Source organism: Bradyrhizobium sp. 142, from assembly GCF_023074015.1.
Taxonomy (GTDB): domain Bacteria; phylum Pseudomonadota; class Alphaproteobacteria; order Rhizobiales; family Xanthobacteraceae; genus Bradyrhizobium.
Window position 1 is genome coordinate 1 of record NZ_JADPKQ010000216.1, and the last position, 21,987, is coordinate 21,987.

18 protein-coding genes and 6 pseudogenes are annotated in these 21,987 nt (G+C 58.9%); 17 read left to right on the top strand and 7 right to left on the bottom strand.

What is annotated here, in order from left to right:
* Positions 1 to 323 precede the first annotated feature (323 nt).
* Positions 324 to 566, top strand: a pseudogene (locus IVA82_RS19750) (IS256 family transposase); the annotation flags it as partial.
* On the opposite strand, the gene IVA82_RS19755 reads toward IVA82_RS19750, so the two are convergent.
* Positions 542 to 661 carry a DUF2235 domain-containing protein gene (locus IVA82_RS19755; RefSeq protein WP_247493451.1) on the bottom strand — a complete coding sequence of 40 codons (120 nt, stop codon included), beginning with the start codon at positions 659 to 661 and terminating at the stop codon, positions 542 to 544. The pseudogene IVA82_RS19750 and the gene IVA82_RS19755 overlap by 25 nt on opposite strands.
* 575 nt (positions 662 to 1,236) lie before the next feature.
* A complete protein-coding gene (locus IVA82_RS19760) occupies positions 1,237 to 2,040 on the bottom strand; it encodes a polysaccharide deacetylase family protein (RefSeq protein WP_247493452.1) in 804 nt (267 codons plus the stop codon).
* A gap of 931 nt (positions 2,041 to 2,971) precedes the next feature.
* Between IVA82_RS19760 and IVA82_RS19765 the strand changes: the two genes are divergently transcribed.
* The 9 genes and pseudogenes from IVA82_RS19765 (at position 2,972) to IVA82_RS19805 (ending at position 9,567) form a co-directional block, all read left to right on the top strand.
* Positions 2,972 to 3,700, top strand: a complete 729-nt coding sequence (locus IVA82_RS19765; RefSeq protein ID WP_247493453.1) for a class I SAM-dependent methyltransferase — start codon at positions 2,972 to 2,974, stop codon at positions 3,698 to 3,700.
* 84 nt (positions 3,701 to 3,784) lie between these two features.
* A complete protein-coding gene (locus IVA82_RS48565) occupies positions 3,785 to 4,069 on the top strand; it encodes a LysR family transcriptional regulator (RefSeq protein ID WP_276578787.1) in 285 nt (94 codons plus the stop codon).
* Positions 4,070 to 4,181: 112 nt separating this feature from the next.
* Positions 4,182 to 4,352, top strand: a pseudogene (locus IVA82_RS49000) (nucleotidyltransferase domain-containing protein); the annotation flags it as partial.
* A gap of 370 nt (positions 4,353 to 4,722) precedes the next feature.
* Positions 4,723 to 4,950, top strand: coding sequence for an aminoglycoside adenylyltransferase domain-containing protein (locus tag IVA82_RS49005; RefSeq protein WP_346659677.1), 228 nt, complete (start codon positions 4,723 to 4,725; stop codon positions 4,948 to 4,950).
* Between the two features lie 254 nt (positions 4,951 to 5,204).
* Positions 5,205 to 5,852: a hypothetical protein gene (locus IVA82_RS19785; RefSeq protein ID WP_247493454.1), complete on the top strand. Its 648-nt coding sequence runs from the start codon at positions 5,205 to 5,207 to the stop codon at positions 5,850 to 5,852.
* A complete protein-coding gene (locus IVA82_RS19790) occupies positions 5,831 to 6,256 on the top strand; it encodes a hypothetical protein (protein ID WP_247493455.1) in 426 nt (141 codons plus the stop codon). The genes IVA82_RS19785 and IVA82_RS19790 overlap by 22 nt, the downstream gene beginning before the upstream one ends.
* A 326-nt stretch (positions 6,257 to 6,582) precedes the next feature.
* Positions 6,583 to 7,326, top strand: a complete 744-nt coding sequence (locus IVA82_RS19795) for a DUF6088 family protein (RefSeq protein ID WP_247493456.1) — start codon at positions 6,583 to 6,585, stop codon at positions 7,324 to 7,326.
* Positions 7,307 to 8,406: pseudogene (locus IVA82_RS19800) on the top strand (nucleotidyl transferase AbiEii/AbiGii toxin family protein). The gene IVA82_RS19795 and the pseudogene IVA82_RS19800 overlap by 20 nt, the downstream one beginning before the upstream one ends.
* Before the next feature lie 60 nt (positions 8,407 to 8,466).
* Positions 8,467 to 9,567, top strand: coding sequence for a hypothetical protein (locus IVA82_RS19805; RefSeq protein WP_247493457.1), 1,101 nt, complete (start codon positions 8,467 to 8,469; stop codon positions 9,565 to 9,567).
* 531 nt (positions 9,568 to 10,098) lie between these two features.
* Here the strand turns inward: IVA82_RS19805 and IVA82_RS19810 are convergent.
* On the bottom strand, positions 10,099 to 10,518 hold the full coding sequence (locus tag IVA82_RS19810) for a hypothetical protein (RefSeq protein WP_247493458.1): 420 nt from the start codon (positions 10,516 to 10,518) through the stop codon (positions 10,099 to 10,101).
* A 1,023-nt stretch (positions 10,519 to 11,541) separates the two neighbouring features.
* On the opposite strand from IVA82_RS19810, the gene IVA82_RS19815 reads away from it, so the two are divergent.
* The gene (locus tag IVA82_RS19815) at positions 11,542 to 12,855 is read left to right on the top strand and encodes an IS701 family transposase (protein ID WP_247493459.1); all 1,314 of its coding nucleotides are present in this window, start codon (positions 11,542 to 11,544) and stop codon (positions 12,853 to 12,855) included.
* Here IVA82_RS19815 and IVA82_RS19820 read toward each other — a convergent pair.
* The gene (locus tag IVA82_RS19820) at positions 12,801 to 13,223 is read right to left on the bottom strand and encodes a CotH kinase family protein (RefSeq protein ID WP_247493484.1); all 423 of its coding nucleotides are present in this window, start codon (positions 13,221 to 13,223) and stop codon (positions 12,801 to 12,803) included. The two genes, IVA82_RS19815 and IVA82_RS19820, sit on opposite strands and share 55 nt — an antisense overlap.
* Between IVA82_RS19820 and IVA82_RS19825 the strand changes: the two genes are divergently transcribed.
* The 3 genes and pseudogenes from IVA82_RS19825 (at position 13,179) to IVA82_RS19835 (ending at position 14,723) form a co-directional block, all read left to right on the top strand.
* The gene (locus IVA82_RS19825; RefSeq protein WP_247493481.1) at positions 13,179 to 13,655 is read left to right on the top strand and encodes an Lrp/AsnC family transcriptional regulator; all 477 of its coding nucleotides are present in this window, start codon (positions 13,179 to 13,181) and stop codon (positions 13,653 to 13,655) included. The genes IVA82_RS19820 and IVA82_RS19825 overlap by 45 nt on opposite strands.
* A gap of 133 nt (positions 13,656 to 13,788) precedes the next feature.
* A pseudogene (locus IVA82_RS19830) lies at positions 13,789 to 13,980 on the top strand (DegT/DnrJ/EryC1/StrS family aminotransferase); the annotation flags it as partial.
* Between the two features lie 347 nt (positions 13,981 to 14,327).
* On the top strand, positions 14,328 to 14,723 hold the full coding sequence (locus IVA82_RS19835; protein WP_247493460.1) for a helix-turn-helix transcriptional regulator: 396 nt from the start codon (positions 14,328 to 14,330) through the stop codon (positions 14,721 to 14,723).
* Positions 14,724 to 14,805: 82 nt separating this feature from the next.
* Here the strand turns inward: IVA82_RS19835 and IVA82_RS19840 are convergent, their stop codons facing one another.
* Positions 14,806 to 14,988, bottom strand: coding sequence for a hypothetical protein (locus IVA82_RS19840; RefSeq protein ID WP_247493461.1), 183 nt, complete (start codon positions 14,986 to 14,988; stop codon positions 14,806 to 14,808).
* A gap of 156 nt (positions 14,989 to 15,144) precedes the next feature.
* On the opposite strand from IVA82_RS19840, the pseudogene IVA82_RS19845 reads away from it, so the two are divergent.
* Positions 15,145 to 15,426: pseudogene (locus tag IVA82_RS19845) on the top strand (transposase); the annotation flags it as partial.
* 38 nt (positions 15,427 to 15,464) lie between these two features.
* Here the strand turns inward: IVA82_RS19845 and IVA82_RS19850 are convergent.
* Positions 15,465 to 15,683, bottom strand: a pseudogene (locus IVA82_RS19850) (hypothetical protein); the annotation flags it as partial.
* A gap of 97 nt (positions 15,684 to 15,780) precedes the next feature.
* On the opposite strand from IVA82_RS19850, the gene IVA82_RS19855 reads away from it, so the two are divergent.
* Positions 15,781 to 16,080 (top strand): hypothetical protein, encoded by a 300-nt coding sequence (locus IVA82_RS19855; RefSeq protein WP_247493462.1) that lies wholly within the window; start codon positions 15,781 to 15,783, stop codon positions 16,078 to 16,080.
* 336 nt (positions 16,081 to 16,416) lie between these two features.
* Here IVA82_RS19855 and IVA82_RS19860 read toward each other — a convergent pair whose 3' ends face one another.
* Positions 16,417 to 17,676, bottom strand: a complete 1,260-nt coding sequence (locus tag IVA82_RS19860; protein ID WP_247493463.1) for a Glu/Leu/Phe/Val dehydrogenase — start codon at positions 17,674 to 17,676, stop codon at positions 16,417 to 16,419.
* Positions 17,677 to 19,308: 1,632 nt separating this feature from the next.
* Between IVA82_RS19860 and IVA82_RS19865 the strand changes: the two genes are divergently transcribed.
* Positions 19,309 to 21,069, top strand: coding sequence for an MFS transporter (locus IVA82_RS19865; RefSeq protein ID WP_247493464.1), 1,761 nt, complete (start codon positions 19,309 to 19,311; stop codon positions 21,067 to 21,069).
* The last annotated feature ends 918 nt before the right edge of the window (positions 21,070 to 21,987 follow it).

Below are 21,987 nucleotides of genomic sequence, written 5' to 3' on the forward strand. Positions count from 1 at the left end.
CATGTCGGAGCCTGCCGTCTTCCCAAAACACCACCTCCCCAAAAGTTCGGTGGACGTCGATGCCAATCACCCGTCGCATTTGCACCTCCTGCCTGAACATATGACGGGAGCTGCGGGCGACACGACAACTACGGATTCGCGCTCCCAGCGCAACCGGGCGAGTCGCAGAGGCGGCCAGCTACTAACTCGAGCTCTCAGCTCATCGTATGCATCGGCCTGCCCGCACATCGTGCTCCCGGTGCCTCTGTCCCGATGGTCGCACCATACGCCACGATGTAGAAAACCGCAGCGGAACGTTGGCACCGAGACATCTCATACCGGTTACCAACCCCATCGAAAGCACCTTCGCCACCGTGCGCCACCGCACCATCCGATCGAAGGGCTGCCTGTCCAACAAGACGGCACTCGCGATGGTCTTCAAACTGCTTGAGGCCGCGCAGAGAAGCTGGCGTCGTCTCGATGGCCACAACCAGTTGCCAAAACTCGTTCTCGGTGTGACATTCAACGATGGGATCGAGGTCATCGCCAAGCCGACCGACCGTCAGCCCATAACCGCCGCCGCCTGACCGGCTCCGGCCGTCACCAAAATTTGGCGATAGCTCTTCGTGTTGTTGTTCAGCGTGTTCCAGGTACCGTCCAGAAAGATCGCAAGACGCTTCATATCCGCCCCCGAGATCGGTAGTTCCCCAACTTCCGGCGCCGACGTCGCGCCGAAGATAAACGGCGCCGAAGACAACCGTTCTACATAGGTTGCACCATTTTAGCGCAAGACACACCGATACCATATGAACCGCCACCGTTCGGACCAGACAATAGATTAAAGTGTCCGGCATTTTGAGAACCGTTCGTGCTGGAACTAAACTATGTTAAGGAATCTTGACAGCGTGCAGCGTGAGGCGAAGACATGAGAATGAGCGATGTGACTTGTTCTGAGTGCGGCGCTGGTTTTCGTCGTCTCGAATTATGGTCCCAGCATGGGAAAAGGCGAGTACTGCTGTCCGGCCTGCAATAGCTTGCTGGAGGTTTTCGACGGCACTAAGCTGATCGCTACGCCTTACAATCGAGCCATCTGTCAGAGCTATGCGCGATTAGGGCCCCGCCTCGCTCAAAGCGGCGGCGCAGTTCTGTTTGAGTATGGCGCCCTGAATATCCCTGGGGTACGCGAGGGACAAAGCGGAAACTTGGGAGCAACGTCCACTTCCAGAGGTTGCTCCGCGCGGACTGAAGCTCACAATATCAGCGGGTCGTCTCAGCATTCCTCCCACCCGAGGCAGCCGGCTCCAAGTGCACAATCCGGTAGCCGTTCTCGTGCAGATATCGCAGGAAGGCCGGCATCATCGCGGCGGTGCGGGCCTGGGCATCGTGCAGCAGAATGATGCCCCTCCTGGTAATTTCCAGTTGCTCGATCACGTTCCTTAGCTCTTGGTCTGGTCCTATGTCCTCCCAGTCGCTCGCCCAAAGGTCAGCTCCGAAGACGACGACCTCGCGCGACTGCAGAGACTCGAGCATCGCGGGGGTCGAGTCGAAGTAAGGGAAGCGGAAGAAAGGTGTCGACGGAATTGTGGTCGACACACCGTTGAGCGCCATTTCATCGGCCGCAATGCCACGATCGATATCTTCCATTGCCTGTTCGAAAGGCAATCTCGACATCATCGGATGCGACCAGCTATGGTGCGCAACGGTGTGGCCCTGGGAGGCGATGCGCCGGACGAGCCCGGGAAATTCCGCGGAGGACCTGCCGACCAGGAAGAATGTGGCTCGCACGCATTCCTTGGCGAGTGCCGCCAGCACCTTTTGCGTGTTGGGCGGTCGCGGACCATCGTCGAATGTGAGGACGACCTCATGATCGGCCAGAGGAAGGGTCCCTGAAAAGTTCTTTAATCCAACGCGCAAATAGCCCTTCGCATCGACAGCGAGCACCCGCGACGTGCCGAGCGCGTCCTGTCGCGGACAACCAGCCGCATTTGTCACGGCGATGCTGGCGATGACCACCGTCGCAGCGCCCGCGAGCCGGGAAGTCGATCCGTGCAGGCGCATCATTGTCATTGCGTTTGGCGCCAGGTTGATTGGGTCCCTGAGCCGCACGTTAACGGAACTTGGAAGCCGAATTGCTGCGCATCGATGCCCTATCGTGCGTAAAAACATCGTCCAGCGTGAGCAAACATGATTCTTGGAAGTCGAACGTTTGGGCCGAACGTACATTCTAAGCGCGCACTCGGCGACCGCCATGAACGCTCGACCGCTCCTCCCGCCAACTCAAGTTCATCCGATCGGCAACGCGCCCGCCCGCCTAATCCCAGCTGCGATCTGTCATGTCGCAATCTCGATAGCTCGCGGGAATAAGCCATAAGCTCTCTCATGCTCGTTCCTTCGCGCCCTGCTGTTGCTGGCGAATCGCCGCGACGTGTTGGCCGCGCAAGGACGTCAAATCGTAGAAGCCGGCTATTCAGACATAGAAAAGAGCTTCGCGGACGGGCGCACCTGGGCGCTCGGTGAGCGGTTCTCGATCGTGGATGCCTTTTTTCTGGTTCTCCACCGGTGGCCATCGCATTGGATTGCCAATGCAGGATAGCCGTCCATTCCGGACGGCCAATTTGCAACAAGTTGCAAAGCGCCGGGCCGTCCAGCGAGCTTTACGTAGGGAAGGCGTTTCGATCGACGGATGATCGGCGCTCATACCTCGCAGTGCGCCTGGCTCGCGATCGAGCAAACCAAGTTCGAGTTGCAAGTTGCATTGCAAGGGGATGCAAGACAGTGTTGACGCCCCAAGCACTAAAGAATATCCCTTCAGCATGGTTGAGAAGGATACCCACATAGTCGCCCGGTTGGCCGGCATCCCAGTAGGCGGGATGCTGGGATATCGGCCGCACTAAACTATCGCTAGCGGACGATACCTTGGCCTCGCCCCCCGTGGATGAGGCTTTCCGCGTTTGTACCGTGCCTCGTCCATCACGCTTGATGGAGTTTTATCATGGCACAGAACATCTACGACAATCCCGATTTCTTTGCTGGCTACAGCCAGTTGCCTCGCCAAGTGCACGGCCTTGACGGTGCTCCCGAGTGGCCCGCCATCAGGACCGTGTTACCTGATCTGAGCGGAAAACATATCGTCGATCTCGGATGCGGCTTTGGCTGGGCGTCGCGCTGGATGCGCGAACACGGCGCGGCTACAGTGCTCGGCCTCGATTTGTCCGAGAATATGATTCACCGAGCGAAGGCCGATACGAGTGACTCACAAATCACATACCAAATCGCGGATATCGAGACATTGGAGCTACCGGGGGCGGCATTTGATTTGGCCTACAGCGCACTAACTTTCCACTATATTCGGGATTTCGACCGCCTTACCCAGATGATCTATCGGGCGCTTGTGCCCGGCGGAAGCATTGTCTTCACAATCGAGCATCCAGTTTTCATGGCTGCTGTTCATCCTCACTGGATCGCAGATGAGGATGGTCGAAAGACGTGGCCGGTGAATCGCTATTCCATCGAGGGTGAACGTCAAACTGATTGGTTTGCAAAAGGGGTACTTAAATATCATAGGACCATCAGCACAACGCTCAATACGCTGATGCGAGTTGGGTTTACGATTCGCACAATTGAGGAGTTTGCTCCGTCCGCAGAGCAGATTAGAGCCAATCCGGAACTGGAGGACGAGATCGAGAGGCCGATGATGCTTCTCATATCCGCATCGCGGTAGTGCATAGATATACGGTGCGCGGGTCTGAGAAGGCCCATTAAGACCAATAGCGGGGACCGAGCATTGCTCGGTTCTCGGATATCTATGGCGTCGCTGATCCAGGTCATGGCGGTAGCCGAACATCTGAACTTCCGTCACGCCGCCAACGCGCTGGGCGTCAGCCTGTCGAACGTCAGCGCCCGCGCGAAGACGCTGGAAGAAGACCTTGGCATTCTCCTGTACGAACGCAATGCGCGGGGCGTCCGGTTGACCGAAATCCTAGCCGGTGAGACAGGCCAGCCTATCTCCGATCCGGTGCGTCTGATCGTGCCCATGCTGGAACGCTTCATCGCCACGGAACGCGGCTTCGCCAAAGCCCGGCGAAAATAAAGGCGATACCTCATGACCAATTTTTGGAGGACCAAGCCGCCGGCCATGTGATAGTCCTTCACAGACGAATTAAAGAGCGATGCAGAGAAGAACAGCGGAACAGGCCGACCAAATGCGGGCAACAACTGCGGCCTTGAGGGGTATCCTCGGGGATGCGTTTCTTGTCGTGTATCTGCATGGATCGGCGGTTTCAGGAAAACTTCGGCCACAGAGCGATATTGATCTGCTGGCAGTTATCGACCGTGGCATAACTAACGATCAGCGCAACGATCTTCTGACGGCGCTGATGCGGATTTCCGGTCGCCATCCCGCCGCGCCGGGCGGCCCGCGCTGCATCGAGGTCATCATATTCTGCCTGTCGGACCTGTCCGAAAACCGCTTCCCAACGCGCGCCGAGTTTACCTATGACGATTGGTTGCGTGATGCGTTCGAGGCAGGCGAACTGCCCATGCCCACGCGCGGCCCAGAATACACGCTGGTTCTCGCGCAGGCGAGTCAGCACGCGATCCTCCTGCTCGGGCAATGCGCCTCGGATCTTCTGCCCGAGATATCCTTGGGACGCGTCCGTCAGGCCATGTACGATGCCCTTCCCGCATTGCTTCATGGGCTGCTAGCTAAGGGACGAGCGGAACGTCTTGCTCACACTTGCCAGAATGTCGCGTACCGCCAAGACGGGAGAGTTCGTCACCAAGGACGTAGCCGCTGCCTGGGCAATCCCGCAAATGCCCGATCGGTATGCCGCGATACTCGACTATGCGCGCAGGGCTTATTTGGCGAGAATATCGACGAATGGGGCAGCCGGTGTAACGATGCGAAGATATTGGCCGGGCATCTGCGCGAGCGGGTTATTGAGCTGTTATGAACGCCGTTGGCGCGTTTGAGGCAACGAACCACGGACGACACGCCGTCGCGTCCGAAAGGGCCGCCACGACAGCCCGCCCCAAAGATGCTCCCCGACGACCTTTGTGACTACGACGACGAACGGGTACTATCGCGCTGCCATAGAAGGGAGCCGGCGAGACGATTCGCCGATCGAACAGTAACAAACTGAGGTTAGGGCAACAGGCCCGCCCTGGAGTATCGCGAAAATGATGCATCTGCAGAAGGTGAAAAAGTTCATCGCGGAGGCTCTCGAATGCAGCGTCTTCATACGTCCGCGCGAACCGGGATTGACCTTCGCGGAAATCAAAGAAATCGGCGATCGCGCGGGATACCGAGAGGGCGAGATCGGGGACGCGTTTGTGACGATGGGTCTGCACTCGATGGGACGGGATCGAAGCTTCTCGGTCCCGAACAGCAGACGCTCATCACTTGGAAGGTCTTTCTGCCTGAAACGCCGGAGTACCGCGATCTCGAAGCTTTCGACTTCGTTTATACCGAGTTCGGCGAACTTGCGCGGAATCTGGGACAAGCGAAAGCTCAGATGGAGCGGGACACTTTGGTTTCGCGCGCCGTCTCACGTGGAATTTCCGAGACCGGCATCGAAGCCGCAATAACCATCTTGATATTCGCCGAGTACATGGCGGAAAAGGACGGCGTGCTGCGCTTCGCGATGCCGGTCAATGGGAATGGTCCCCTCCCAAGCGAACAGATGAAAGCGCAACGTGTCGCGATGCCTCGCGACACGCGTTCCCAACTGATGCCGATCGTGAAGGATGTCATCTCGAGAAGAGCCGATGGGTGGCCCCGACACGCGGAACCATTCGATGCATTCGCTGCGAGGCTGAACTCGCTCGACTACGCTGGTTTCATACGTGGTGGGTGCAGATCGTTTCGGAGTTGAAACGCTCGGATATCCAGTCGGCATCCGTCTCCGTATGCGTGCTGGCGGCGGCTCTCGTGGAAGGCGCGCTAACGTTCGTGGTCAAGCACGCGCGATCCAAGCAGGTAGGCCCATTCGGATCCAACAACTTCGAACGTGATCCGCGTACCTGGCGGATCGACGATCTTGTCTCGAGCGCGGCGTCCGGAGGACGATCGAGCATCCTGGATCAGGCCACGCGAAGCCGGGCAGACGGCCTAATTCAAACGCGCCAACGCATACACGCCGGGCGGATGTTGTCCGATCACCCTGCGGGCGTGCCCGATCTTCGACCGGAAGAAGCACGCGATGCCAAGCCGACGGCCGAGCTAGTCGTGCGGAGTGTGCTCGACTGGCTCGACCGGTTTCCGCCGGATCCAAAATAACTGTCGCGCGCGCCGCAAGCCTAATCGATATCGGGAAGCCGATAACGTCGAACGTGGAGGGCCTCGTCCTCCGAGGTGATTTCCAGCACCTGGTTCACCAGATCGGCGTCGGCCTTCAGTTCGTCTCGCGCCTTTCGAAAAGCTCGACTTGCATGTCGAGAATCCATGTTCGGCGGACAGTTGGGCGAGGGGTCCCGAAGGAACAAGGACGGCTTTTTGGGCTTTACTGACCAGATCTTGAATACAAATTCTGGTCAGTAAAGCAGTTCGCCTTGCTACTGACCAATTTTTATATACAATATTCGGACAGAATATGATTGTTCTTAATGCCAGACCCAACGTCCGACACCCTCGATCGCATCCATGATCGGATCGCCCAGGCGGCGCCGGCCGGTGTGTGGTCGCGCGCCGATTTTCTCGACATCGGAACCCCGAACGCTGTCGAGAAGGCGCTACAGCGGCTGACCCTGAGGGGCGACATCCGCCGGCCTCATCGCGGCCTCTATGACAAGCCGGGCCTCAGCAAGCTGACCGGCAAGATGGTGTTTCCGCCGCGCGCCTCGTTCATCGATGCCATCGCCCGGCGCGACAAGCTGCGTGTACTGGTCGATGGCATGACGGCCGCGAACGACCTCGGCCTGACCACGGCCGTTCCGGCGCGATCGACGATCTATGCCGATACCTATCCGCGGACGATCGAGATCGAGGCGAGCGCCGGCGATTCGCAGGTGACCAAGCCCGTCATCTACAAGCTCGACTTCAAGCGCATTTCGGCCAAGACCGCATTCTGGGCCGGCCGGCCCGCCATGCGCGTAGTCCAGGCGCTGACATGGTTTCGGGATGAGCGATCGAGCCTCGATCCGGCCGTGAACGGTATCGTCCGGCATTTGTCGCACGATCCGAACCGCGAAATAATCGCACTAGATCTACGCGACAACATCCAAGCGGTCCCGGCGTGGATGTACCCGCTGGTCGAAACGATCACACGTAGGCTCTTCGCGGAGAAGCACAGCGACGGCGAGCCTAATCCTGAGGGCGCAAAAGGCGGCAATGCAGAAAACCTTCATTGAAATCCTGCGCTCGAGCGTCGACGATCGGCGCACACTCTTCTCGACGGTTGCCGCTTATCTGGAGACAGAGGCGCAGAACATCGAGAAGGACCTCTATGTCTGCTGGGTGCTCGACTTCCTCTTCAACCGGCGGGGTAATCCCATCGGACTTTATTTCAAGGGCGGCACAAGCCTCAGCAAGGCGTATGGACTGATCCGTCGCTTCTCCGAGGATATAGAATCGGCATCTACAAGGCCGATCTGCACGTCCCGATAGAAGCCGAGATCGGCGCCCTCCCTTCCGTGAATCAGCAGCAGCGCGCGCTCGCCGAGAAAGTCGACGAGGCCGCGCGGCAATATATCTCGGATCCACTCAAGAAGGAGCTGACGACAGAGACCGCAGCCGTCGAAGGCGCCGCCGAACAGCCCGGACATTTCTCACTCGGCTTCGGCTTCGATACTCATCGCAATACGGAAGCGCTCGATATCCTTGTGGTCGGTCACAAGAGCGTCTTCGATACCGGCAACGCCTATGTGCAGGCGGCGGTCCGCATCGAAGGTGGTGCGCGCCCCGATCCCGAGCCGGCCGAGTCGCGAGAGATCGTTCCCTACATTGCGTCGGAAATGCCGGAGGGGCTCAATCTGACAGTCCCGAACGTGACGACGGTCAAGCCCGAGCGGACCTTCTGGGAGAAGGTGCTGATCCTGCATGCCATGACCGAAATGACCGAGAAGCGAGGGACGGAAGGCAAGCCAGACCGTCCGGTGCCCGATCTCAATCGCTACTCGCGCCACTATTACGACGTCCATCAAATCTGGACCCATCCGGACTATGGCGTCGCCACGGCGTCGATGCGCGATCTTGCTGAAGCCTGCCGGCAGCACAAGGAGTTGATGTTTCGCGCGCCGGATCACCGATACGATCGCGCCGTGCCCGGCAGCTATCGCCTCGTCCCGACCGCGGAGATGCGAGCCAGGCTCGCCGCCGACTATGAACGGATGTCGGCGATGATCTTCGGCACGCCGCCCACCTTCGCGGACGTCATGGCGAGCATCGAAGCGCTCGAGCAGCACCTGAATGCTGGACCGCCCAACCCATAGCGGGGTCCGCCCCGGGAAAAGCGAACAGGACTCAGCAGGCTACAATGATAGGATCAAGGCATGGGTGAAGTTCCAGAGAACATCCCAGTGCGATTGCCAGATCCCGCCTCGATCGAGGCGGTTCTCGCACGTCTTCCGACCGTAGCTGACGAAGCGACGCTGGCGGCCGCGCTCACAGAGGCGTTTCCGGGATTTCCGTTTTCGACGGCGAACGTCGACGATCAATATTGCCGCGACACGCGCTCAGTGATCGCCGCGGACGGGACACGGATCGCAGAATACCGGCCGTGGATGGAAGCCGAGCTAGCCAAGGACAACGGCGACATTGGCGCCGTTTGGACTCGATTGCGCGAGAGCGACCTTCAGATCTCGGAATGGCACGGCAACAGCGTGTACGCCTTTGCACCAACTGGACCGGGCGCGGCGGACTATGTGCAAATCCGTCTCGGCCGGGAAGTCGAATGGCGTGTGGGGCCGATCGTCAATCCGATGTACCGCCCTTGGGGCAAGGACGAGTTACTCGATCCGTCATGGATCACGCACGAAGATATGTCCGACGACAAGGTAATCGCCGGCCCGCTCTATCGGATGCTTGGGCGCGCGGGCAGCAGCGTCGTGCATGTCCGGAGTTTCCTGACCCGTCGCGCCCGCCTCGAGCGCGAGAAGCGCGAGGCGCAGCGGCCGGAGATGGAACGCCGTGTCGTGCGGGAAGTGACGCGGGAGGGCACGACCGAGACCCCGTTCCTGGAATTGGTGCCGGACTGGTTCGAGTTCGTGCCACGGGAGAATCGCTTCTTCCAGGATTGGGACGAATCAAGCGCTTCGGCCGAGCGCGTCTACGCGCACTGGGCGCTCGACATTTACGACTACGACGATAAAGGCACGCGCGAGATCGGATTCGTGCCGCGCCCGCTGCATCTGCCGGAAGAGAGGCTCATCGCTGGCGACGCCTCGGTCCATATCCTGATGGACCGCGTCGAGGCGATCGACCGTGAAGTCGGCGTTCCATTCGGCTGGTTTTTTCTGATGACACACGGCAATCGCGTTGAACCGGAGGTTGGTCATGCGATCGCCAAAGGCCTGCGTGACCAGCGCGTGGTCTTACCTGATCGGGACACGCGCGTGCTGCTGCGCTGGGCCGAACGATCTTACGGATTCTGAACGGACATCGGTGGCGCGAGGCCTGATCCGGAAGGTCGAGGGTATCGGCAATTAGCAGGATCTTGCGGTAGATTGGTCAGAGCCCGGCTCTCCCAGGCGCAAGTGGGTAAGTGAGCAGGGCAAGGGATACTCGCTGATTAAGCAGCTCACGTCCTTCACTACAGCGCTTTCGTTACTTTCCGTGCCCCCTGCCACAATGGACAGGTGTGTGGCCGTCGGCGGCTCTGAGGAAATATGACTGTAGATCAAAGGCACGAGCGAACGTCAGCAACCAATTCTGCGCTTCCTGCGAAACAGCTCGGGTGGGCTCGCGGGCGCGGGTGGATCAACGGCAGCTTCGAACGCACTAGGCGTTAGCGAGCGGATGTTATTATCCTGTCGGAACGCCGGCGCAGGCCGCCACGAGCCGTGATCAATCCGACGAGGATTGCGGCCGTCGATGCGTGTTCTGCTATGCCAGGGACATCCTTCTCGGCCAACTATCAAAGGTGGCCAAGATCCTCTTTCACTGTGCGCTCACGCGCCGGGATTTCATCGCCTGCGCCGGGCAATCTCGTTAGCGACTGCGCCCGTGGCGCGTACGAGCCGCTCATGCAGGGTCTCGAACATGTCGAGAATCTCATCATTGGGTTCATTCCTGCCCTCCTCGATAGCCTTGGCAACAAGTTCGTCGAGAGGCGTTTCCTTCAATTGACCTTTCTCGAGAAGGTGTTCGAATAACCCGTCGCTACCGGGCTGCGGTTGGATGCGGCCGTCGGAGTTGCACCAAACCCCGAATGTCTGATGGCCCATAACGGCTTGCTCGACCATCTCTGCGTCCAGTGGGATTAGCGTACCCCACACCTCGTCCTCCTCATCGACGAATCCCGCCACGTACATCTGTTGCTCCTCAGCGTCTTCATCGCGAGGACGGAAGAACGGCGTGAGGATGATTTGAGGGGGTTTTGCCATGACAATCTCTCCAACAGGCTCAAGTACCAGTTGCATCAGTACATGGCAGTATCAGGGCCGGTGCCGGATACGCTGGATCACGCGAAAAATGCAAATTGTGGGAGCAGCTGTCGGCTGCCCTCGGATTAACAGTTCGTTCTCCCACTCATCGCCCTGGCGGATAATTTATTCTAACGCGCTAACCGATTGCATCGCCCAATTTCTCCGGCGTCACTGAGCCCAAATGCTCAGAAGACAATGTCAGCCCGCTTAGGCGCTCCTGGATCGTGCGTCAGGTTATCCGCACCAAGAACGGAGCAGCAGTTAAACTAGGCGCCCTCACTTCATCCTGGCCAAGCGTAGGGATTCGGGCAGCTGCGACGCGTGCATCGAACTCGGGATGCTCCTCAACAAGCCCGCTCCGCTTCAATTGGTGCGAATGCCGGCTCATCGCAGGCGCCGGCAGACCGAGCGCAGCCGCGAGCTCACCCGCCCTGCGCGGCCGCTTGCAAAGTAGTTTCGACTGCGTGCCGGCGATGGCGATCGGCGAGCGCCGCGAAGGCCTTGTCGATGCGGGAGATTAATCGGGCCGCTTCTTCGTGGTGAGGCCGCTCACCTTGTCCCATTCCTCCTGCGTGATCCTTTACTGAGTGACGCCAAAGGTCCAGATGTGGTAGACTTCCTCATTGCCCCGACAGCGGCAGCAGTTTTCAGGCAGACCCTGAGAGGTCTACGCAAAGGTCATAGCGGCGTTCGGAGCCCGTCCATGACCCTGATCATGCTGGTGCTGATCCAGAGCCTCTATTCGTCCTTGCTCTCGTTCTTAGCGCGGTCTTCGCGACTCTCCTATGCACGGATGATCGGTGGGAGGAGTTGATCGAGGACGCTTGGGCCTTACACGTCAAGGAGCGCTTCAGTGCTGAGAAGTGCCAGGAGTCTTCGCCCTAGCACTACTTTGGCAGATTGTTGATTTTGCCGCGATTTATAGGATTCCCGAATCAATTTTTCAATGATTCTGGGTGGTCGGCTCTTGGAGGGCTGACCATGGCGGGATGGGAAGACGAGCTCGAACGCTGGCTGATGCCGTTCTTGGACCGGTTGGGTCATAAGACTCGGCAGCGGATGTGTCCTCTGTATGTTGCAGGATTGATCGGTCCTGGCGATCGCAAGAGCGTTCAGCCGATGGCGGAGCGCCTTGCCACGGGCAACTACGACCAGCTGCACCATTTCATTGCGGACGGTGTCTGGGACGCCACGCCGCTGGAGACAGAGCTGCTCAACCAGGCGGACCGACTTGTCGGCGGCAGGGATGCGGTGCTGGTTATTGATGACACCTCACTGCCGAAAAAGGGTGAGCGATCGGTCGGTGTTGCGGCTCAATACGCGTCGGCTCTCGGTAAAACTGCAAATTGCCAAACGCTGGTGTCTTTAACGCTTGCGCGCGGCGAAGTGCCCGTGATGGTCGCGTTACGTCTCTTTCTGCCTGACAGCTGGACAAGCGACATGCCTCGTTTGAAGCGCGCTCGCGTGCCAGTCGAACACCGAACGCCACGGTCCAAGCCGGAGATCGCTTTAGCCGAGATTGACCGCGCGATGGCAGCCAACATACGCTTTGGATGTGTGCTGGCGGATGCAGGATACGGCCTCAGCGCGCCGTTTCGACAAGGGCTAACAGAGCGCGGGCTGACCTGGGCGGTCGGTATCCCTCGGCACCAGAAAGTGTATCCGGTCGATGTGAAGCTCATTTGGCCGATCACCAAAGCCCGTGGCAAACCACGAAAGCACCACGTGCCAGATATCTTATCGATTGCGGCAGAACAAATGCTGGCCAGCGCCAAATGGAAAACCGTGAGTTGGCGCAGCGGGACGAAAGGTCGGCTCAAAGCCCGATTTGCTGCTCTCCGTGTCCGCACCGCCGACGGCCCTCCGCAGCGGATATGGGATAAAGGTCAGCAGCATCTCCCAGGCGACGAAGCCTGGCTCATTGGCGAGCAACGTGCCTCCGGGGAGAAGAAATACTATCTCGCCAATCTTCCGGCGACGACGGATCTGCGCACGCTGGCCGCCACCATCAAGGCACGGTGGATTTGTGAGCAGGCGCATCAACAGTTGAAGGAGGAACTTGGACTTGATCACTTCGAAGGGCGATCATGGCAAGGTCTTCATCGCCACGCCCTTATGACAATGATTGCCTACGCCTTCCTGCAACATCGTCGCCTCGCAAACGCGGGGCGGAAAAAAAAGAATCAACGGGCCTCCGCCTCAACCGACTATGCCCGCCGTACGTCACGCCATCGTCGATCTCATCCTTCGGCCGCCGCCCCAGCAGTGCCCATATTGCCGAAAGCAAGTCCTTGAAAAACAGCGGCGAAAACACATTCTGCCAAAGTAGTGCTAGCACCGATCCGGTAGAATATCTCGGACGCCGGCTCCCAGGCGTCTGGTTCCAGGAGGTTCCGCAGCGCTTGCTCGGCACCCTGGAGCGCTGCTCGATCCTCTTCAGGTAGACGATCATCAAGCAGCACTTCGGCGATCTCAAGTAGTTCAGCCCGAATCCGGTCTTTTACGGGATTCGCCATTGTTGAAATCACCCCATGCCATGCATTTTGGGATAGTTTTCTGGACGCTTTCCTGCGTCGTGCAGCCATTTCGCGATGAAAGTCACCGAAACTGGAATCGAAATGCCATACGACCGAATCGACGCCCGCATCCTTGAGATCGTGCAAAAGAATAATCGTCTGACTTCCGAGGTAATCGGCGAACTCGCCGGGCTTTCTGCCACGGCGTGTCAACGGCGCCTGAAGAGGCTCCGTTCGGAAGGTATCATCGAGAGCGATGTCTCGATCGTTTCGCCGAAGGCGGTGGGACGGCCTATTCAAATGCTTGTGTTAGTGACTATGGAGCGGGAGCGTTCAGATATCATCGATAGATTCAAGAAGGCCATCAAATCGTCAGCCGAGGTCGTCAACGGATTCTACGTCACGGGAGACGCGGACTTCGTCCTGTACGTTACCGCCAGTAGCATGGAAGAATATGAGGAGTTCACTCGACGATTCTTCTACGTGAACCCGGACATCAAGGGCTTCAGGACGATGGTCGTATTGGATCGCGTAAAAGCGGGCTTTGCTGTTCCAGTTGAGACTCCGTGCGAGGGGTGACCAAACGCTGATGCAGTTCTACACCGTAGATCGATGCGTTCGCGCGTTCTTTTTCGTCGCTTAATCCGCATAGAACGCGAAAAGCCACCCTCAACTCGCATGGCGGGGACGCTCGGCGACTACACGACGACGAGCCTTTCTTCCGGCGATGCCCTTGGGATGCTATGGAGACGGGGACGCTGTCTTTACGGACGATGACGAGAAGCCGGCTCTCCTGCGCTCGCTCGCCGTGCATGGCAAGGGCAACGACAATGTGCGCATCGACGTAAACAGTCGTCTCGATAGACTCCAAGCTGCGACCCTCATCGAGAAGCTGGCGATCTTCCCGCAGGAACGACACGAAACAGCCTGCCCTCACCACCCAACGAACACTGGCAAAGGTTGTACTGACGGCAACGCCGTTGATATGTCGAAGCTCCCGTAGGAATACGGGAACCAGGCTGTGCCAATGGACCAATGGTAAGCATGCGCGCAAAATCTGTGACGATCCAAACCCGTGGTAGTTGTAGTTCGGTCAATATTCTGCCAAATGTGGAGGGCGAAGTGTCGACAGACGCCTCGGCGCGATCGACTTCAGGTAGTCGGCAGCGTTAGTATAAGGGTGCTTCCAGCCCGCACATGCGTCTGGATACCATCCTGCGGTCTTCTTGATTTGAACGACGGGTCACCAGAATGAACAGATCAGCAGCAAAGAAGATGAAGCAGCGCAGTGCCGGCAAGCCCGACATTGAGTTGGGCAAGCGGATTCGCTTGCGGCGTGTGGAGCAGAACATCTCCCAGGCCGAACTCGGCGATAAGCTCGGCGTCAGCTTCCAGCAGGTCCAGAAGTACGAGAAGGGCGTCAACCGCGTCGGAGCTGCCCGCCTTCAGCAGATCGCCACCGCCCTCGACGTGCCTGTTACCTTCTTCTACGACGGCGACAACAAGGCCCGCGAGGTCGAGAGTCTTCTGTTCCTGGACAGTGCCTTCAGCCTGCGATTGCTGCGCGCCTACAGCAAGATCAGCGACCAGACCGTGCAACGTCAGCTCGTGTCCTTGATGGAGTCGATTGCCGCCAACGAAGATTGAGCGCTGGCGGCACTCAGATCGCGCCGCCGCACACGCGATCGACCAACCCCGAGCGGATCGGCCGGTAGGCGGGCTCCGCGTGTTATTCGATCTCGGCGCCGAAGTTCTTCAAGATCGCGCGGTCAATTTCGGCCTTGATGGGATTGGTGAAGCCGTCGGGCGTCGATGACGGCAACGGTTCGCGCGAGAGCGCGACCAGCCTGTCGAGGGTCGAGAGATCCCACGTCAGTTTGGCGATCTGGCCTGAGCTGATTGACGATGTCACGTGGGCGTGCCCGCGGACGCCACCAACGCCATACCACGCATCCAGCTCGAAGCCACGTTCGGCAAGGGTCGGAACGTCGGGACCCGCCCCGACGACCCGCTTCGAGATCGTGACGCCGAGCACCATCTTGCCTTCGCGGGTCTGCTACAGCGCCGGCTGGAGGGCGCGCCTGCTGAGTTTGTCATCGTCGATGCCGTTTACGACGCCGACCGCATCCGCAAGGCTGCTGCCGACAAAGGTGTCCAAGCCGTTATTGCGAGCAACCCTTCCCGATCGCCGAAATATCCCGCTCGACAAGCATCTCTACGACGCAGCGTCACCTCATCGAGTGCTGCTGCAGCAAGCTGAAGCAATTTTCACCGGGTGACACGCTGCGAAAGGATCGCCCGCAACTACCTCGCCATCGTCACGATCGCTGCTATCGTGCTATCGCTCCGAGAATTGTCCTCACGACACCTTAAAGCATCGTCATGCTCAATCACACCGTCTTCAATTTCGCCACGTGCGAGTCTCGCGCGAGCGACACGCTCGAACGCGTTCCGGTTTTTGTGGAAATAGCTGAAGGCTTAGCTTTGTGTTCGAAACGTCGTCTGGAGACGGCATACCTGCCGAACCGCGCCAATCGCCAAAACGAAAGTAATGGCCTGTTCCTTACCTCGCTCAGTCTCGGGCACGATCCGGACATCTTTTGACATTGGTCCATCCTCTTGAAGCAGCATCAGATCGGCGCTCGACTGAACCCTTCGGCTAACGGATTTCCGAGCCGGACGCATTGACCGAAGGAGAATTCGAGTGTTTGCTTATCTTGAAAGCGCCTCTTTGAAATCAATTCCACTTCCGTGGCTGCGGGAAGGCGACGCGAGTTCTCAGCTCCTCTGCTTTCCTACGCCGCATATTGGAGTCATGATGCAAAAGCTCACTCAATTCAGACCTGAAGCGACGAAAAGAGGTCGGTGGTTTGTGGCGATCACAACGGGAAACGGGCCGGATTCTCACGTTGGAGACTTCGCAACCGAAGCGGATGCCGAGCTTTGGATTTCCACCAAAGCAAAATATTGGCCCGGTGAGCGTGATCAAATGACAACGCGGTGATCGCAGCGACGTATCGCTGGTGCGTCCCGGCCCGACGTCTCGCTGACGCGGACCTGAGCCAAGACTCCTTCAAGGAGCGACGCCGGACAGCAAGCTGGCAAACTCGTATTCCAGGACGCTGCCCGATATGAACAGACCATACAGGTCTCCGTCAAGGGCCTTAGCCCAAGGTCTCCAGCTTCGTCACATAACCGTGCCACCAGCCGGATAACGCTTGGCTGATCGACGGTGCAGGTGTTGGCACGTCCGCGAGCAGCGCCTCCATGAAAGCGCGGGTAGCTTGCGCGAACAGAATGTTCCGACGCCGCTATGTCTGCTCTTTGCTCCTTGCGCAGGCTACGGGAACAGTCCACGCGTCTCCTTTGCGCCGCGTACCCGCTCCACACCGATGGCCATAGCGGCGGTGCGGTTGAACACCTTGTCCCGCTTACTTCGCGATAAGACGCGCTCAAACGCACGATCCAGAACCTGATACTCCCGCTGCATGACCTCCTCCTCCTCCCAGAACAATTGCTGAAGATCCTGCACCCATTCGAAGTAGCTAACCACCACACCTCCCGAGTTGCACAAAATGTCCGGGATCAGGAAGATTTCGTCCTGACGCTTTTCTAGGATTCGATCAGCTTCCGGTGTGGTCGGGCCGTTAGCTCCTTCGGCAAGTATGCGGCAGCGCAGACTACCGGCGATCTTGCCATCGATGACTCGTTCGACGGCGGCCGGAACGAGTATGTCGCAAGGCAACGTCAGCATCTCCGTTGGCTCGAAATAGCGTTCGTTGGAGTAGCCGTCTAAGCTGCCTCGCGACACTGCATGTCGGACCAATTGGGGAATGTCGAGGCCCGCGGGCCGATAGACCGCGCCGGTATGATCGCTGACCGCGATCACTTTGACGCCCATATTGTGCAGCTCGAGTGCGGCGATCGAACCGACATTTCCGAACCCTTGTACAACCGCAGTTGCGCCATCGAGTCGGATCTTAAGCTCATCCGCAGCACGACGGACCAAATGAGCGACACCCCTCCCCGTGGCTTCACGACGTCCCAATGTCCCGCCGGCGCTGACAGGCTTGCCGGTCACGATTTCTGTGACTGTTTGTCCCTGATACATTGAGTACGTATCCATGAACCACGCCATAATCTGCTCGTTGGTCCCCATGTCGGGCGCCATCACATCTGTATGCGGGCCAACAAACGGGATCATTTCCTGCATGTATCGACGCGAAAGCGCTTCAAGTTCGCGCTTCGACAAGCTTGAGGGATCGACGTTGATTCCACCTTTCGCGCCGCCATACGGCAATCCGACCAGCGCACACTTCCAGCTCATCCAGATGGCTAGCGCCGCGACTTCGCCGAGATCAACGCTCGCGGCGAACCGCGTGCCACCTTTCGTGGGACCAAGCGTTAGGTGATGCTGCACACGATAGCCCTCAAAGACAGCCGTCGTGCCGTCATCGCGGTGAATCGGACAGGAGACCGTGACCGCGCGCTTCGGCATCAATAGCCGAGCTCTCGCGTTTTCCGGTATGCTTAGATAATCTGCGATTACTTCGAATTGCTTCACGGCCATGTCAAAGACCGGCCCACCGTATACGGTCACGTTCGCTCCTTAGCGTGAAGTTACATGTCAGTGAAGAGGCGGCGTCTGTATTGCAGTTTCCGAATGCTGTGGTTCTATTCTGCGACAACTCCACTCTCTGCGGCAGCAGCAGTCGTTGGCCACGGCGGCAAGTTGGTCCAATCGCTTGCACTACGTTGCGCCCTCAATGGAGTTCCTTCGCTTCCCACCCCCGTCGCCCGAGATTGGGATAGAGTCCAGCTACCGCAGACTGACGCCGAATCACTCGATAGGCGATGACAATCTTCGTCAATCACCGCACACTTGGGTGAGTTTATAATTGATAAGGTTCGTGATTTGGCGTCACGGGCCATCGACGTGAGAGCGCACCGCGGTACAGGCCATTCCGCCTGCAGGTTATGTTGATAGATTACGCTCGCTACCCTGGTGCAGACTTCGTACGGAACGGACCAATCTGCGCGGCGTCGATACCTTCCCAGCATTCTCCTCTTGTATCCGACGGCGGACGACAAGCTTTCGCCATGTGATATGTACTCACAATCGGTGAGATTGCCCTCTGTGGGACCTCGGTGCCGACGATGATCTCGACCCGATCGAGATGCGCACTGAGCTCCTTGCGCGGTTGCGACGCGCTTTTTGGCTTGTGCTGCCTAGCTTCCGCCGGTTCGAGACGTCGATCGCCTCGTCAAATATGACGGCGAGCTGCTCGTCTACTGGAGAACGATCATGATTGCATACGAACCGCGTCAAGTCTGAGAGAGAGAGAGAGAGAGAGAGAGAGAGAGAGAGAGAGCAGTCGTTGCCTTACGCTGTATAATCCTGTCGATCATTGTTCGAATCCAGCGCACTATTCCTGCCGTTTCTTGGGAGGCGCGCATTTTTTCTGTATGTTAAGCGACAATACGCCGCGTTGCGGCGAAGCATATCGTCTGAGACGTCTAGGACGGAGGGGTTCTAGGCCTTCGTTTGTAAGTGTGACAGGCTGGTCTCATTTTGTGCAGGATGCTCGCGCGCCGATGCCTTAGAAGAAGCGCACCGGGATGCGAGCCATTCCAGAATTGGAATACAGTTTCTGGGGCAATCTTTTGAAATGCGTGGACTCCTAATACTCTTTGTGGCTGTTGTTATTATGTTAGCCGCACGCGGCCAGCACCAATCTGGCTTTGTGTCGCATCCGACCGCGTCCCTGCCACCGGTGAACGTGCCATGACGAAGGTTCAGTTCGAGCAGTAGCTTGCGCTGCGGATGCTTTTCAAATCTGTGGCAGCTGCCGCCGGCCCCCCAAGGTCAGTTCGCCAAGTTTTGGAGCGGCCCCGCGCTGGCATGTCGTCGAAATTGCAACGGTCAACCGCTGGGCCCTCGTCCAGTCGACCAAGCATTGCAGAATTGGTACGGCATATTCGAGCATTCTATGCTCTAGGAGCGTGCAGGTATCAGGTTGGGATGGTGACCGTTTTTGGGCACTCACTCCTCTACGTCGCGTTTGTTATGAGCCGCATGATGGCGACGCAGTAGGATCATCGCCCGCATCAAAAGCGATCGAGGCATCGCATTTCACGCGCACGCTAACGTCTGGACGCGATAGCGCGCGCGCCGGGAACATCCTTGTGATCCGTACCAGAATCGAATCATGGTAGATCATACCGAGCCGATATGACCGATCCAGCCAAAGTCCAAACGCGTAGCGCCGACGGCATCACGGCGCCGCTGCGGCACGCGACCTTCCGGCGCATTTGGCTTGCGAGCCTCCTCTCCAATCTCGGTATCTTGATTCAAGGTGTTGGGGCGGCTTGGGCGATGACACAGATGACGTCCTCGGCCGACAAGGTCGCGCTGGTGCAGACCGCGCTGGTGCTGCCAGTGATGCTGATTTCGATGCCTGCCGGCGCGATCGCTGATATGTATGACCGCCGCATCGTGGCGCTAATCTCGCTTGGCATCGCGCTCGCCGGCGCAACCGCCCTGACGGTGGTCGCCTGGCTTGGTCTGGCCACACCGAACCTCTTGCTCATGCTTTGCTTCGTCGTCGGAAGCGGCATGGCGCTGATGGGACCGGCTTGGCAATCGTCGGTCAGCGAACAAGTGCCGTCAGAAGCGCAGCTGCCTGCGGCCGTTGCGCTGAACGGCATCAGCTACAATATCGCGCGCAGCGTAGGGCCCGCGCTCGGTGGGGTCGTGGTGGCGACCGCGGGCGCAGTGGCCGCATTCGCGCTCAACACATTGCTCTATCTGCCGCTGATGGTCGCGTTGTTCCTTTGGAACCGCATCCGCGCACCCTCGCGTCTGCCGCCTGAAAGACTGAGCCGCGCCATGGTGTCAGGCGTGCGCTACATCACCAATTCGCCATCGATCAAGATCGTGCTGGCACGCACCCTGGTAACCGGCGTCGTTGGCGGCGCGATCACTGCGCTGATGCCGCTGGTGGCGCGCGATCTTTTGCAGGGCGACGCCCAGACCTACGGCATCATGCTCGGCGCCTTTGGCCTGGGTGCGGTGGTTGGCGCGCTGAACATCACCGAGGTCCGCAAGCGGATGAGTGGCGAGGCCGCGATCCGCGCCTGCGCGCTATCCATGGGCGCGGCGATCGCCGCGGTCGCGCTCAGCCGCGAACCGGTGTTGACCGCGGCAGCACTGGTCCTAGCGGGGGCCGTGTGGATGATGGCCTGGGCGGTGTTCAACATTGGCGTGCAATTGTCAGCGCCTCGCTGGGTGGCCGGACGCTCGCTTGCGACCTATCAGGCGGCGAGCTCAGGCGGGATTGCCATCGGCAGTTGGGGCTGGGGCCACCTGACCGACGCGGCCGGGGTCGAAGCTGCGCTGCTGGTCTCGGCCGCCTTGATGGTTGCCTCACCACTCATCGGCCTTTGGCTGCCCATGCCTCGCGTCGGCGCGCGGGGCGAGGAGACCGAGTTGCTCGCCGATCCCGAGGTACGGCTCGCGTTGACCGGACGCAGCGGGCCGCTCGTCGTCGAGATCGAGTATCGGGTTGCACAGGAGAATGCGCGGGCGTTCCATAATGTCATGCAGGACGTGCAACTGTCGCGCCAGCGCAACGGCGCCTATGGCTGGTCGATCGCGCGCGACATTGCCGATCCCGAATTGTGGACCGAGCGCTACCACTGCCCTACCTGGTTCGACTACTTGCGCTGGCGCAATCGTTCGACCCAGTCGGAACGTGCACTGGAGCAGCTGGCAATTGACTTCCATATCGGCCCCGCGCCGATACGCGTCCGCCGGATGCTGGAGAGACCGTTCGGCTCAGTACGCTGGAAGGATGACACGCCAGACCACGCGACCGCCGAAATGCTGCCGGAGATCCCAAGCGGCAAGGGCCGTACGCAGCCGGCCGCTCCGGTTGACCAGGTGACCCAGCGTGCCGAGAGGCACCGGAAAGCTGCAAGCGGTTCGAAATGACAAAGCCCGAGTTTCCGGCACGTTCGGCGCCGATCGGTAATCGCGCGACAGTTGATCTAACGCCGATCGCAACCGCTACTGCATTTACGCCGACCAGTAGATTTCTGAGGAATTCTCGAAACTCGATTGGTTCTTCATCGCGCCGCACTTCGACGAAGCGCGCCGTGATGACGCTGGAAAAATGCATGATGTCTGTGCAGCAGGAATAATGCGTCAGATTCGCTTAATGATTTAGTTGCAGGTCACATAGCGAAGGCAGCGATTTGCTGCCCACTCCCCTACCGTGGAATCGAGGGTGGCTCCGGGTCCCCTCGACCGACCGCACATCGCTAGGGTCCGCGCTTCCTAGGGAAGGCAGGAGAAACCTGTCAATGGTGAGGAAAACGAAACTTACTTCTCCGGGCCCGAGTTTGACAAAAATACGCCTAATGATCGCGCGATCATCAGCTAAGAACTTCCGAGATAGTCAGTTTGTTCGCTCGAGCCCAACGGAAGTCGCGAACGATATGGCGCGCTCAGCAGCACTAGAAGAAGCGCCCTTTTGGCGTCATACCTGGCGGCGGATCGGCTGCTTCTTGACCCTGTCATGACCAGTGAGCCTTCGGTCGTGCAGACCGACCACAACCACCTTCGCCCGCGCCGTTTCAAGAAGACCTCGTAGATTGGAAACGATCCGACATGGCATCGGCCCCTCAACCCATGACCTCCCAGCCCTACTCTGCGCTTCCTGCCTCCATAGCGCAACCTACGCCGGCGTCGGCCTCGCCGAGGCTTGCCGTCGAAGCTCCACCACCTTGAGCACACCCGCCGAATTTGGACCATCTACGCCGCGCATGTCTCGGATCCGTCGCCAAAGGCCCACCCAAAGGCTCGAATTCGCGTAGAGCAATGGACGGCGCCGCCACCGGAATCGTCGAA